At 64.6% G+C, this 13,556-nt stretch carries 14 protein-coding genes and 1 tRNA gene; 11 read left to right on the forward strand and 4 right to left on the reverse strand.

The window, feature by feature from the left end:
- Positions 1-200: 200 nt before the first annotated feature.
- The 7 genes from JHD07_RS17295 to JHD07_RS17325 all read left to right on the forward strand — a co-directional run bounded on the left by JHD07_RS17295 (position 201) and on the right by JHD07_RS17325 (position 8,574).
- Positions 201-1,358 carry a thiolase domain-containing protein gene (locus JHD07_RS17295; protein WP_291624367.1) on the forward strand — a complete coding sequence of 386 codons (1,158 nt, stop codon included), beginning with the start codon at positions 201-203 and terminating at the stop codon, positions 1,356-1,358.
- Positions 1,358-1,747 (forward strand): Zn-ribbon domain-containing OB-fold protein, encoded by a 390-nt coding sequence (locus JHD07_RS17300; protein WP_291624369.1) that lies wholly within the window; start codon positions 1,358-1,360, stop codon positions 1,745-1,747. Before JHD07_RS17295 ends, JHD07_RS17300 begins: the two co-directional genes overlap by 1 nt.
- Positions 1,748-1,951: 204 nt before the next feature.
- On the forward strand, positions 1,952-2,812 hold the full coding sequence (locus JHD07_RS17305; protein ID WP_291624371.1) for a MaoC family dehydratase: 861 nt from the start codon (positions 1,952-1,954) through the stop codon (positions 2,810-2,812).
- A gap of 123 nt (positions 2,813-2,935) precedes the next feature.
- Entirely contained in the window at positions 2,936-3,814 is an 879-nt protein-coding gene (locus tag JHD07_RS17310) for an SDR family oxidoreductase (RefSeq protein ID WP_291624373.1), read from the forward strand.
- A 153-nt stretch (positions 3,815-3,967) separates the two neighbouring features.
- Positions 3,968-4,921, forward strand: a complete 954-nt coding sequence (locus tag JHD07_RS17315; protein WP_291624375.1) for a dihydrodipicolinate synthase family protein — start codon at positions 3,968-3,970, stop codon at positions 4,919-4,921.
- Between the two features lie 5 nt (positions 4,922-4,926).
- The gene (locus tag JHD07_RS17320; RefSeq protein WP_291624378.1) at positions 4,927-5,721 is read left to right on the forward strand and encodes an NUDIX domain-containing protein; all 795 of its coding nucleotides are present in this window, start codon (positions 4,927-4,929) and stop codon (positions 5,719-5,721) included.
- Positions 5,722-5,886: 165 nt separating this feature from the next.
- Complete coding sequence (locus JHD07_RS17325) at positions 5,887-8,574, forward strand: PAS domain S-box protein (protein ID WP_291624379.1); 2,688 nt, start codon at positions 5,887-5,889, stop codon at positions 8,572-8,574.
- On the opposite strand, the gene JHD07_RS17330 is transcribed toward JHD07_RS17325, so the two are convergent.
- Positions 8,575-8,928, reverse strand: coding sequence for a GrlR family regulatory protein (locus JHD07_RS17330; RefSeq protein ID WP_366864693.1), 354 nt, complete (start codon positions 8,926-8,928; stop codon positions 8,575-8,577).
- 253 nt (positions 8,929-9,181) lie between these two features.
- Here JHD07_RS17330 and JHD07_RS17335 point away from each other — a divergent pair, with 253 nt between their 5' ends.
- The gene (locus JHD07_RS17335) at positions 9,182-9,679 is read left to right on the forward strand and encodes a hypothetical protein (RefSeq protein WP_291624383.1); all 498 of its coding nucleotides are present in this window, start codon (positions 9,182-9,184) and stop codon (positions 9,677-9,679) included.
- Between the two features lie 40 nt (positions 9,680-9,719).
- Here JHD07_RS17335 and JHD07_RS17340 read toward each other — a convergent pair whose 3' ends face one another.
- Complete coding sequence (locus tag JHD07_RS17340) at positions 9,720-10,106, reverse strand: VOC family protein (protein WP_291624384.1); 387 nt, start codon at positions 10,104-10,106, stop codon at positions 9,720-9,722.
- A 178-nt stretch (positions 10,107-10,284) separates the two neighbouring features.
- Here JHD07_RS17340 and JHD07_RS17345 point away from each other — a divergent pair, with 178 nt between their 5' ends.
- The 3 genes from JHD07_RS17345 to JHD07_RS17355 all read left to right on the forward strand — a co-directional run bounded on the left by JHD07_RS17345 (position 10,285) and on the right by JHD07_RS17355 (position 11,757).
- On the forward strand, positions 10,285-10,857 hold the full coding sequence (locus JHD07_RS17345; RefSeq protein ID WP_291624386.1) for a hypothetical protein: 573 nt from the start codon (positions 10,285-10,287) through the stop codon (positions 10,855-10,857).
- 160 nt (positions 10,858-11,017) lie between these two features.
- On the forward strand, positions 11,018-11,533 hold the full coding sequence (locus tag JHD07_RS17350) for a hypothetical protein (protein ID WP_291624388.1): 516 nt from the start codon (positions 11,018-11,020) through the stop codon (positions 11,531-11,533).
- 147 nt (positions 11,534-11,680) lie between these two features.
- Positions 11,681-11,757: transfer RNA gene (locus JHD07_RS17355), tRNA-Arg, on the forward strand.
- A 55-nt stretch (positions 11,758-11,812) separates the two neighbouring features.
- Here JHD07_RS17355 and JHD07_RS17360 read toward each other — a convergent pair.
- Positions 11,813-12,781, reverse strand: a complete 969-nt coding sequence (locus JHD07_RS17360; protein ID WP_291624389.1) for an AraC family transcriptional regulator — start codon at positions 12,779-12,781, stop codon at positions 11,813-11,815.
- Positions 12,782-13,108: 327 nt separating this feature from the next.
- Positions 13,109-13,390 carry a hypothetical protein gene (locus JHD07_RS17365; RefSeq protein WP_291624391.1) on the reverse strand — a complete coding sequence of 94 codons (282 nt, stop codon included), beginning with the start codon at positions 13,388-13,390 and terminating at the stop codon, positions 13,109-13,111.
- Positions 13,391-13,556 lie beyond the last annotated feature (166 nt).

The following is a 13,556-nucleotide window of genomic DNA, read 5'->3' on the forward strand; positions in this document are numbered from 1 at the left end:
ACTCTGGATTGCTTCGTCGCAAGGCGCCTCGCAATGACGACGCGGCGGGCAGGCGCGCTTCCTGTCTACGGCCTGGCTTTGGACGGGCTCCTTCGCCACCCGCCGCCCTCTCGCCCCGCGGAATATTTCCTCGCTTGCCAATCCGCCCACCGCGGTTCAGAAAAACGACGCAACGAGACACGCGAGCGGAGACCTGAAGTTTGACCATCAAGGGCAAAGCCTACATTGCCGGGATCTACGAACACCCGACCCGGCACGCGCCGGACAAATCCACCGCCCAGCTCCATGCCGAGGTCGCCAAGGGCGCGATCGAGGATGCCGGGATCAGCAAGGACGATATCGACGGCTATTTCTGCGCGGGCGACGCGCCCGGCGGCGCCTGGCCGATGGTCGATTATCTCGGCCTCAACACCAAGAAGCTCCGTCACATTGATTCCACCGAGACCGGCGGCTGCTCCTACATCATTCATCTCGGCCATGCCGCTGAGGCCATCGCGGCGGGCAAGTGCTCGATCGCGCTCGTGACGCTCGCCGGCAAGCCGCGCACCGGCGCGATGCCGCCGCGCGCAGCCGGCGCCGAGGCCGACTTCGAGACCGCTTACGGTGCGACCACCCACAATGCCTACGGCATGTGTGCCATGCGCCATATGCACGACTACGGCACCACCTCCGAGCAGCTCGCCTGGATCAAGGTCGCGGCCTCGCACCACGCCCAGTACAATCCCCATGCGATGCTCAAGGACGTCGTCACCGTCGAGGACGTGCTGAACTCCCCGATGATCTCCGATCCCCTGCATCGCATGGATTGCTGCGTTGTTTCCGACGGCGGCGGCGCGATGATCGTGACGACGCCCGAGATCGCCAAGAGCCTGAAGAAGCCGCTGGTGCGCTTGATCGGCCATGGCGAGGCGATGAAGGGCCCGCGCGGCGGCAAGGATCTCGATCTCACCTATTCCGCCGGAATCTGGTCCGGCCCGCGCGCGTTCGAGGAAGCCGGCATCACGCCGAAGGACATCAAATACGCCTCGATCTATGACAGCTTCACCATCACTGTCTTGATGCAGCTGGAAGACCTCGGCTTTTGCAAGAAGGGCGAGGGCGGCAAGTTCGTCGCAGACGGCAATTTGATCTCGGGTGTCGGCAAGCTGCCGTTCAACACCGACGGCGGCGGCCTCTGCAGCAACCATCCCGTCAACCGCGGCGGCATGACCAAGATCCTCGAGGCGGTGCGTCAGCTGCGCGGCGAGGCGCATCCGAAGGTGCAGGTCAAGAATTGCGATCTCGCTATCGCCCACGGCACCGGTGGCCTTTTGGGCGTCCGCCATGCCGCCTCGACTGCCATTCTGGAGCGCGTGTGATGAGCGAGACGAAGAAATATCCGGCCCCGGTCACGAACCCCGAGACCGCAGCGTTCTGGGACGCGGCGAAAGAGGGCAAGTTCATGATCAAGCGCTGCACCGCCTGCGGCGAAGCGCATTACTTCCCGCGCTCGATTTGCCCGTTCTGCTACTCCGACAAGACGGTGTGGGAGGAAGCCTCGGGCGAGGGCACGATCTACACCTGGAGCCTGATGCGGAAATCGCCGACCGGTCCCTACGCCATCGGCTACGTTACGCTGAAGGAGGGCCCGTCGGTGCAGACCAATTTCGTCGACTGCGATCTCGAGAAACTGAAGATCGGTCAGAAGGTGAAAGTGGTGTTCAAGCCGACCGACGGCGCACCGCTGCCGTTTTTCACGGTGGCTTGATTGCTTTCTTCCTTCTCCCTGTGGGAGAAGGTGGCGCGAAGCGCCGGATGAGGGGTCTTTCTCCACAGAGAGATTGCTCCGTGCGGAAGCAACCCCTCACCCAAATGAGTTTGCCGCACGGCTCTCGTTGCCCTCTCCCGCAAGGGGAGAGGGCACATCAACGGGCGCCGCTGCTCGCGGAGAGACCGGGAGGAAACAAACAGAATGTCCGCCAGATACGAAGAGCTCAAAGCCCTCAAGAACATCGGCCAGAAATACGCCTACACCGATCGCGAGGTGATGCTCTATGCCTACGGCATTGGCCTGGGCGCCGACCCCATGGACGAGAACGAGCTCGCCTTCGTCAACGAGGGCACGTTCACGCCGCGGCCGCTGAAGGTGGTGCCGACCTTCGCCTCCGTCGCGGCCTGGGGCTCCGGGCCTGGCGAGATGAATCTGAACCGCGTCATGGTGGTCGACGGCGAACGCGACATCACCTTCCACCAGCCGCTGCCGGTGGCCGCAAACATCACCGCCGACTCCTCCGTGCTCGAGGTCTACGACAAGGGCAAGGACAAGGGCGTCGTCATCGTTCACCAGACCGTGCTGAAGAACGAGAAGGGCGAGAAGCTGGCAACGCTGGTCGCCTCACGCTTTGCCCGCGGCGACGGCGGCTTCGGCGGGCCGAACCTGACCCAGCCCGATCCGCACAAGATCCCCTCCCGTGCGCCCGATCAGACCATCGACATCACGACGCGCCCCGACCAGGCGCTGGTCTACCGCCTTTGCGGCGACCGCAATCCGTTGCACTCCGATCCGGAGTTCGCCAAGAAGGCCGGCTTTCCGCGCCCGATCCTGCACGGCATGTGCACCTACGGCATCACCTGCCGCGGCGTGCTGCAGACCTATGCCGATTACGACGCCTCCGCCTTCCGCCAGCATGTCGCGCGGTTCTCGTCTCCGGTCTATCCCGGCGAGACCGTGACCATGGACCTCTGGAAGGATGGCAACGTGATCTCCTTCGAAGCCAAGGTGAAGTCGCGCGGGGTGACCGTGATCAAGAACGGGAAGACCGTGCTGGGTTAGCCGCCTCTGTCATTCCGGGGCGCGCGAAGCGCGAACCTGGAATCTCGCGCTACAACTTCTGGATTCCGGGTTCAGCGCTGCGCGCTGCCCCGGAATGACGATCATAACAGGGGAGAGGCCACCATGGGACTACTCGACGGCAAGGTCGCGCTGATCACCGGTGCGGGCGGGGGGCTTGGCAAGGCTTATGCAAAGCTGTTCGCGCGGGAAGGGGCCTCGGTCGTCGTCAACGATCTCGGCGGTCCCCGCGACGGCTCCGGCGCCGACAAGTCCATGGCGCAGCAGGTGGTGGACGCGATCAAGGCCGATGGCGGCAAGGCGGTCGCCAACGGCGCCGACATTTCGACCATGGAAGGCGGCCAGTCGGTGTTCGACGACGCCATCAAGCATTTCGGCCGCGCCGACATCCTCGTCAACAATGCCGGCATTTTGCGTGACCAGACCTTTCACAAGGCCAGCGAGGCCGACTGGGACAAGGTCATCAAGGTGCATCTGAAGGGCACCTTTTGTTGCACCATGCCGGTGTTTCGCTGGATGCGGGAAAACGGCGGCGGGGTGATCGTCAACACCTCCTCGACATCGGGCCTGATCGGCAATTTCGGCCAGACCAATTACGGCGCGGCCAAGGGCGGCATCTGGGGCCTGTCCAACGTGCTGGCGATCGAGGGCCGCAAATACAACATCCGGATCTGGACGCTGGCCCCGGGGGCCCTGACCCGCATGACCGCAGACCTGCCCCGCTATAAGGAGAACCCCGGCGCCGCGCTCGGGCCGGACGGCATCGCGCCGGCCGTGCTATACATGGTCAGCGACTTGTCCGGCGACCAGACCGGCAAGGTGCTGGGCGTGTCCGGGCCGCGCGGCGTGCGCGAGATGCGGATGATGGAAATGGACGGTTGGAAACCGCCGCATTCGGGCTGGAAGGCCCAGGACATCGCCGATCACGCCAAGGAGATATTTTTCTCCGAGGAGCAGATCAAGATGGGGGCGCGGCGGTTTTAGCCACACTGTCATTCCGGGGCGCGACGAAGTCGCGAGCTATGATACGCAATTGCGTATCTGAGAATCCATAACCACCAGCTGGGGTTATGGATTCCGGGCCTGGCCCTTCGGGCCATCCCGGAATGACGACAATTGATAGGACAGAGAGACCCAATGAAACTTACCGCCGACGCCAAGGGCACCTTTGCAATCGCCCCGACGCCGTTCCACGACGACGGCCGGATCGACGAGCGCTCGATCGACCGCCTGACCGATTTCTACGAGGAGGTCGGCTGCGACGGCGTCACGGTGCTGGGCATCCTCGGCGAGGCCCCGAAGCTCGACGCCGCTGAAGCCGAGCAGGTGGCGGTGCGCTACGTCAAGCGCGCCAAGAAGATGCAGGTGATCGTCGGCGTCTCCGCACCGGGCTTTGCCACCATGCGTTCGCTGGCGAGGGCCTCGATGGACGCGGGCGCGGCCGGCGTCATGATCGCGCCGCCGCCCTCGCTTCGCACCGACGACCAGATCATCGGCTATTTCAAGCAGGCGGCAGAAGCGATCGGCCCTGATGTGCCCTGGGTGCTGCAGGACTATCCGCTCACCTTGCAGGTCGTGTTCACCCCCGCCGTGATCCGCAAGATCGTGATGGACAATCCGAACTGTGTGATGCTCAAGCACGAGGACTGGCCGGGTCTCGAGAAGATCACGACGCTGCGTGGCTTCCAGAAGGACGGCTCGCTGCGCCCGCTCTCGATCCTCTGCGGCAATGGCGGCACGTTCCTGGACTTCGAGATGGAGCGCGGTGCCGACGGCGCCATGACCGGCTATGCGTTCCCGGAGCTCCTGATCGACGTCGTGAACCTCTCCAAGGCCGGCAAGCGTGACGCCGCGCATGACATCTTCGATGCGCATCTGCCGCTGATCCGCTACGAGCAGCAGCCCGGCGTCGGCCTCACCGTGCGCAAATACGTGCTGCAGAAGCGCGGCATCATCGCCTCCAGCGCGCAGCGCAAGCCCGGCGCGACCATGACGGCGACGGCGAAGGCCGAGGTGGATTACCTCTTGTCGCGGGTTGCCCGTTTCGACAAGCGCGCCAATCTCGGCCCGCAATCCAGCGCCGCAGGTTAGCCTCCATGGCCGAGACATCAGCATCACGCCCGGCCTCGACGATCCTCCTGCTCCGAGACGGTGGCAAGGAGTTGGAGGTCTTCATGATGGTTCGCCATCATCAGATCGAGTTCAACTCGGGCGCGCTGGTGTTTCCCGGCGGCAGCGTCGATGCCGGCGACAAGGAGATCGTCGCCCGCGCCGATCTCTATTCGGGCGGCGAAGGCTTGAGCGAAGCCGACCGCGGTTTTCGCATTGCCGCGATCCGCGAGACTTTTGAAGAGAGCGGCATCCTGCTGGCCCGCTCGAAGCAGACGGGCGCGCCTGTCGATGCCCGGCGTGCGGGGGAGATCGCGGACGCGCATCGCGTCGCGCTCAACGAGCACAAGGTCAGCTTCCTCGACATCCTCGCCGAGAACGGCCTCCAGCTCGCGCTCGACACGCTCCTGCCTTACGCGCACTGGATCACGCCGGAGGGCATGCCGAAGCGTTTCGACACCTGGTTCTTTCTCGCGGCCGCACCGCCCGACCAGCTCGGCGCCCATGACGGCCTGGAGTCCACCGACTCGATCTGGGTCTCGCCGCGCGAGGCGGTGGAGGGCGGCGAGAACGGCCGCTTCAAGCTGCCATTCCCGACCACGCGCAACCTGATCCGGCTTGCCAAGCAGCCAAACGTCAGCGCGGCGCTGGAGCACGCCCGCGGCCTGTCCATCGTGACGGTCATGCCGGTCATGACCAAGACCGAAACCGGCCGCCAGCTCCGCATTCCCCGCGAGGCCGGCTATGACGGCGAGGTGTTCGAGGTCGGCGCCGCCGGCTGATCCCGGCCTGGCCGGGACGAACATGGAGGGCGCATAGCCCCGAGACGCAAGGAGGGGTGGCAGTCCAGAATATTAACGATATTCCGTGTCCCGGGGCATGTTCCCCCGGGGCTGCAATACGTCGTATATTGGGCCTCCGATAGCCCAGTCCCCCCACACGCACCAATGTCCGCCGAATTGACGCCGACCCCTGAGAAAAAGCGAATCTTCTCGCTCTCCATCGGCCAGCTCACCTTCGGCAGCTTTCTGTTGGTGCTGGCGGTGATCATCGTCACCTCGACCGCGAGCGTGATCGCGATCCGCCATATCGACACCACCTTTGCCGAGCTGCAGCGGCTCCAGAGCGTCGGGGACCTCGCCGAGGACATCGACCGCCGCATGAACGAATTGCGCCTCGCCGCGCGCGACTTCGTCACGGACCCCGGCGCCGGCATCCAGTTCCAGCAGGTGGGCGAGGCGGCATCGACGCTCAGCGAGATCCTGAAAAAGACCCGCATCGAGCTCGCGCCCGAGCAGCAGGACATGCTCGACGGGGTCACCGAGCGGCTCGCGACCTATCGCACCGGCCTGGAGCGGATCTCCACCCTGATCGAACGCCGCGCCCAGCTGCTCGCCGGACTGCCGCCGCTGCGCGAGCAGTTCGACGCGGCCGTCGCGGGCACCGCGGACCGCGAGCTGGCGTCCCGCCTGTCCGAGGCGCAGAGCCGGATCGCGCTCGGGCTGCTCGCACGCAACCAGTCCGCGGCCGAGCAGGCCGCGCAGGGGATGCGGGCCCTCGATATCGGCGATGCCCGGCTGAAGTCGGCGGTCAACGACTATGCCGAGGCGATCATGGCCGTGGCCGTCCGCGAGCGGCAGATCGCCGACATCGATCGCGAGGTGCTGGGAACCGAGGGCCGATTGATCGGCCGCGTCACCGAGTTGCTGCGCGAGGTCAGCTCCCGGCGCGGCCACGTGCTGTCGCGCGATTTTGCCCGCACGCTGACCGAGGCGCGATGGCAGAGCATCGTGCTCGGTACGGTCGGCGTGCTGATTGGCATCGGCGCTGCGTGGTTCGTGGTGCGCAGGACGGTGCGTCCGCTTGCTCAGATCGCGCGATCCATTCGCGCGCTCGCGGCAGGCCGGAAGGATACCTCGATTCCGTCAGCCGAGCTCGACAACGAGATCGGCGACATCGCGCGGGCGGCCGAAGTGTTCCGCCGCGCGCTGGAAGAGGCCGATACGGCGCGCGAGGCGGCGGTGCGGGCGCTCACGGAGCAGCGCCTCGCCGAAGAGAGCTACCGAAAACTGTTCGAGGGATCGGTCGACGGCATCTACGTGACGACGCCGGCCGGCGACCTTCTCAACGCCAATCCGGCCCTGGCGCGTATGATGGGTTATGACAGCCCGCAACACCTCATCGACAGCATCAACGACATCACCCACACGATCTACGTCCATCCCGAGGCGCGCGCCGAATACCAGCGGCTGATGACGCGCGACGGCATGGTGCGCGAGTTCGAGTACCAGGTGCGCCAACGCGACGGCAACATTCTCTGGCTCTCCGACAGCGCCACGGGCGTGCGAGACGAGCAGGGCAACATCGTCCGCTACGAGGGCACGCTGCGCGACATCACCGACCAGAAGCGGGCGGAAGAGGCCATCGCCGAAGGCCGGCGCCTGCTGCAGCAGGTCATCGACACCGTGCCCGCGGTCATCAACGTCAAGGACCGCAATCTGCGCTACGTGCTGATGAACCGTTATATGGCCGGCATCTTCGGCATCGAGCCCGGCGAAGCGCTCGGCCGCACCACCGCCGACCTGATGTCGCGCTACGGTGCCGCCAAGACCGACGAGAACGACAAGCGGGTGCTCAAGCATCGAAAAGGTCTTGGTTTCTACGAGGAGGAGTATCAGGACGCCTCCGGCAACATGCGGCAATGGCTCGTCAACAAGCTGCCGCTGCTCGACGCCGAAGGCGAGATCGAGCGCATCGTCACGGTGGCGCTCGACATCGGCGAGCGCAAGCGCGGCGAGCAGGAGATGCGAAAGGCCAAGGAAGCCGCCGAGACCGCGCTACGCAATCTGCGCGAGACCCAGGCCTCGCTGATCGAGGCGGAGAAGCTCGCCGCTCTCGGACGCCTGGTCGCCGGCGTCGCCCACGAGGTCAACAATCCCGTCGGTATCAGTCTCACGGTCGCCTCCGCGCTGGAGCGCAAGACCGCGATCTTCACCGCCGAAGTCGAGCGCGGCGAACTCCGCCGCTCCACGCTCAACGACTTTCTCGGTACCAGTCGCGATGCGTCCTCGCAGCTCGTCTCCAATCTCAACCGCGCCGCCGAGCTGATCCAGTCGTTCAAGCAGGTCGCCGCCGACCGCAACTATTCGGACCAGCGCACCTTCGATCTGGGCGATCTCACCGAGCAGGTGGTCATGAGCCTGCGACCGGGCCTGCGTAAGCACAATCTGACGCTCAACGTCGAGTGCCAACCGGATCTGACCATGAACAGCTATCCCGGCCCGTACGGCCAGGTGCTGACCAACCTGTTTCTCAATTCCGTGGCGCACGCCTTCCCCGACGGCCGGCCCGGGACGATCGAGATCCAGGTGCGGGAGTGCGGCAAGGACAATGTCGAGATCATCTTTTCCGACAATGGTTGCGGCATGTCGCTCGATGTCCGTCGCCGCGCCTTCGATCCGTTTTTCACGACGCGGCGCGATCAGGGCGGCACCGGTCTCGGCCTGCACATCGTCTACAGCATCGTCACCAACCGGCTCGGCGGCCGCCTCGATCTCGATTCTGAACCGGGTGGCGGCACGCGGATCCAGATAATCCTGCCCCGCGTGGCGCCGCTCGAGCAGGCGGCCGAGTAGCTAGTCCGCGTCGGCGAGTTTATGCAGCGTCGCGCCGAAGATTTGGCTGGCCTTGCCGACCAGCGCAGTGCCGGTCATCTCCCCGCGCGTGTCCGTGAAGGTGCCGGTGACGCCGATGCCGACCGGGGCAGGGCCGCCGAACAGCGGATTGTCATTGCCGCGAGGCGAGGTGTGGCGCTGCACCAGCACCTCGCCCTTGAAGGTGTTGTTGTCCTTCACCGTGTAGCTGCCGGTGTAATAGAGATAGGCATCGCCGCCGAGGATTTTGCCGTCGCGGAAAAGAATCACGCCGCTGCCCTTGCCGACTCGCCCATCGAGCAGGGTCACGTGAATCGAATAGAGGCCGTTCTTCATAACGTCCCACAGGCCGGCCGCCATCGCCCAATGGCGTAACCGGTCCGGCTTTTATGCCAAAGCCCTTCCGCTGGCGCAACGCGGAGTTTGCCGGCCGGTCGCGGCGGCCTGCGAGCCGTAGTTGTCCCAGCTTGTCCGTGACGGCTTCGTGACGCTCTGATGGTGAGGCGAGGCCGGCGTTGCGAATCAGAATTGGCCCGCGAAATGCATAATCATTGTTGCACTGGCCGCGGGGTGCTGGAGCAAGACGAACGTGACCAACTGGATCGATTCCGGCGGCCATGGGCCGCGTCTGTACAGTGCGCGTCCCACGAATTGCAAAAGCGAACAACGGCGGATCGGCGACGCGATAGATCGGGGAAACCTGATGCGGCTGGCGTTCGTCTTGGCTTTGATCGCGCTCGCAGCCTCCTCGGGGCACGCGCGCGACCGCGGGCAGTTCGCCAACACCAGTCCCGAATTGAAGGCCTGGTTCGACAGTCTGCGCAGCGGCAAGGGGCCTTGCTGCTCCGATGCCGACGGTTCGGCGCTTTCGGACTCCGACTGGGACAGCAAGGACGGACACTATCGCGTCCGCATCCCGCGCCACGGCTATGCGCTCGACGGCCAGCCGCAGGAACTCGTCTGGGTCGATGTGCCCGAGGAGGCTGTGATCTCGGAGCCAAATCGGGTGGGGCGCACCATGGTCTGGCCGATCTACGGCTACATGGGCGTCTCCATCCGCTGCTTCATGCCCGGTAGCATGACCTAGCCCCACGCGGTCTCATGTCGTCCCACGAGGCCGCGTCGCGTTAGGTGTACTTATTGTCGCGCTCGAGCAGCTCGATGGAGATGCCTTCGGGGCCACGGATGAAGCAGATGCGCACGCCGGGCCGGATGGTCGTCGGCTCGCGCGTGAACGTGACGCCCTTGGCCTTGATCTCGGCCGCCACGGCGTCGATGTCCTTCACGGTCAGGCCGAAATGGTCGAGGCCCTGATGCGGGTGCGGCGGCGGCGGGTTGACTGCGCCATCGCCTTCGAGCGGCGCGATGAAGATCCTGGCCCCGCCAAGATTCACGTCGATTCGTCCTGGGGCGTGCACGATCTCGCCGCCAAGGATGTCCCGCAGCCAGGCTGCCGTGGCCTCCGGATCGGGGCTGCGCAGATGGACGTGATCCCAAGTGACGGCGAAAGGCATTTCATGGTCTCCCAACGGGTCTTGCGATGTTGCGCCGCATATTAGCGGCCTCGGCCGGTGCTCGCCACCGCCCTCGCCGATTCGCATGACGCGCGGGAACCTTAGTTCGTTGCCCGGATTATGGAGCTGCGGCCGTCCATCGTCGATGCGCTTCGGCCGCGATCGGTGATGCAACCATATGAACGCCAGGCTCGACCGGATCGGATTGGGGCGTTTCGCCGGGACCGGCGAACGCGTGGCGCGCGCTGTCACGATCGCGAGCGTCTCGTTTGGCCGAGGCCTTCTGCGGCTACTGGCGGCGATCATCGCCGGGTGCGGGATCTGGATGCTGCTGCCGCTTTCCAGAGGCAATAGTGCTGAGCCGGCGAGGAACGATCTGGCGGCTGTTGAGGCGCCCCGCTCGGGCGATGCGTCCCCGCTGGCGTTGCCGGCGTCCGAGGCTCAGGGTTCGGCGGCAGCAGAGCTCGGTCGTCTCAGGATTTCGTCTCAGACCTGGCGCCGCGGCGGCCTCGGCTCCAAAGCGCTGGTGACGTTCACGCTGCGAAACGACAATGACTATGCCGTAAGAGATGTCGAGATCGTCTGTGCCTTTACGAGACGCGACGGCAGTCGTCTCACCGAGCGCAGCCGTGTGCTCGCGGACCCCGTGGACATGAAGAGCCGCAAGACCTTCGTGCATGTCCCCGTCGGCTTCGTTAACGTGAATGCGGATCAGGCAAAATGCTCGCTGGCTGCAGCACGCCGTGCCTGAGGGCGGCGTGTTCCGGTAGCAAAAAAGTTACCCTCCGCGGTCATTGGCAAAAATGCGTGCATCGCCATTTGAACCGAACGGCTGGGCCAGGAACAAATTGAAAGATCGCCTGTTAAGGCGGAGAGAGCTCACGCGGGAATGCGGGGCCGGAGCGTGGCCGATGCCCATCTTTAGATATTTCATCTTTGTCGGTGGAGCTTTGCTCGCACTGCTGTTCGCGGTGGACTTCGTCTTCCCGGCGGCGCCCGTAGCGCAAGCGGTCGCGGCCACCGGCAACGACCAGCCGTTGATCCGGATCCGGTCCAATCAGCATCTGCCTGAGCGCGTGGTGCTCGACACCAGTCAACCGGCGATAGCCGCACCCGCGGTGAAGACCGCCGCTGTTGCTGCTCCCCAGCCGCCTGTCCAGGAGGTCGTGTCGCCGGCCTTTGCCGAGATGTCGGCTAAGACGCGGGTGCGCGAGACCTTTGCCCAGTTCACGCCGGCGAAGGCCGAGACCGCTGCAGCCAGGAAGTCCGAGGCCGCTCAGCCTCAGGTTCCTCAGGCTCAAGCCACTCTGGTACAGGCTCAGCCCAAGCGCAAGATCGTCAGGACGCAACCGGCGCCGCAGCCTGGCCGTCCCATGATGCTGGTCGCCCAGCAGCCGCATTTTGGTCTCTTCAACACGACCTGGTGACGACGCCTTCAACCCGTCTGGCCGGAGGTTGGAAGGGCTTTTTATTAGCCGGCCTCTCTGCTAATTCGAAGCGACCCGAACGTCGTCCGGTGTGCTGGTTCGCCAGCGCTGGCTGGGCGATCTCGGTGGCCAGGCACCCGGGCCAGGGCGCTCGTAGCTCAGCTGGATAGAGCATCGGATTTCGATTCCGAGGGTCGGAGGTTCGAATCCTTCCGAGCGCGCCAGTCCTGTGTTGTTCCCGACATGTTCTCAATCGACGTCGTCGCAGCACTGGATGCGTCAGCCGGCCTGGCGAACACCACCCTGCCGGCCGCGCGCCAGCGTGTCAGAAGGCGCCTCGTGGAAGCTCGCACGGTAGGCTGCGGCGAATTCGCCGAGATGATGGAAGCCGTGGGCGCGTGCGCAACTGGCGACGGTGACGCCGCCGCCCTTGAGGAGCCGGGACCGGGTCGCCCAAAGGCGCTTCAGACGAATGTACTGGTGCAGGCTCATGCCACGCACCTTGCTCACGGCCCCGCCGATAGTCCTGATCGAGACGTCGAACTCGCGGGCCAGATCGGCCGTATAGATCGGCGCGGTCGGGTAGGTCGCGACATAGTCGTCGATGCGTTGCACAAGCTTGATCGCCCGCTCGCCCTGGACCGAGGCACTCCGAGCCGACGTCGAATCGGTCCGAAACAGATCGTCGAGCGCGAGCAGAAGGCCTTCCTGGAGATGGGCCGCAACCTCGGCGGTTTCGAACAGGCCCGGCTGCACCGATGCGGTGCGCAGGATGTCGAGCAGGAGCTGTCGCGTGTGCAGCAGCGCGGGCCGGTTCGCGACATGAGTCCGCAAACGGTCGGCATGATCGAACCAGCCCCTGTCTCTCAGCCCGGGAGAGAAGATGATCATGGCATGATGATTGGTCCGGGGTTCGACGAAATGGCAATCATCGTTGCCGCGAAGCGCCATGAAGAATCGGGCGTCGAGATCCACTCCCTTGAAACTGGCCTGAAGATCGTCGGTCATGGACAGGATCACCAATCCGCCCGGCATCCGATAGGCGCTGTCGAGGATACGCGCGAACGATCTCATCATGATGATGCGGCACGCCGGCAGGGAGACGACGGCGCGGGCCGCCGCGAAGTTGGGGATGTCGAGCGGAATGCTTCTGGCATCCTCCATCGCCTCCATCGGCCGAAACGCATCGACATCGGAAAAGCCGATCAGTTGAAGCGCGGAGGAGGAAGCGAGGTCGTCGAACAACATGTTTCCGGCCGGTTGCTGAAATGAGACAATCAAATGAACGTCGATGCATGGCCATCAATGGCGAAACAACGCGCTTCAGTAAACCGGATTTCAGGCCGTAGTATTGCGGACATCATGCCATGAGTCCGTCAGGTCGATGTCACCGCGACGTTCGCGGCGGCAAGGTCAATGCGATGCTCACAGGCGAAGGCGTCCAGCTCCGTCGCATTGTAGAATGACGTTATCGGCTGTCTCATCTTTGATCTAGATCATGCCTCGATCGCGCAAGGCCGCTCGGCCGCGACACGATCGCAAAAAGCGAAGGGGCCCGAGGGCCCCCTTCAAACGTCACCAGCGACGATAGCCATAATATCCATAAGGGCGCGGACCGTAATAGCGCGGCGGCCCATAATACCGAGGACCGTAGTAATACGGCCGGGGCCTGTAATACCCATAATAGTTCGGACGCCACCAGCACTGTCCCCAGGCGTCGCAGACCATGCGGACCTGCTCCACGTCGGAGACTTGTGGTGTCGCAGGTGCGGGCGCGATCGGCATGGCGGATGCCGCCGACGCCGCAGCGAGAACGCCGAACAGGGACGCGGCGACGAGGCCAGTCTTGAGAGTCATGGTGTCTTCCTCTGCTTACGCGATGCAGGATATCGAAATTCATCGGATCAAATTGTGGCGGAACCGAAATGTAATGCTGATGAACAGACCTTCGGCGAGCCAGTCCCTGACTCGCTGCCCCGAGCCGGCTTGGCGGCCAGCTCGTGCCGTGCCTTGAACTTGATCC

It is taken from the genome of Bradyrhizobium sp. (genome assembly GCF_016462955.1).
GTDB lineage: Bacteria > Pseudomonadota > Alphaproteobacteria > Rhizobiales > Xanthobacteraceae > Bradyrhizobium.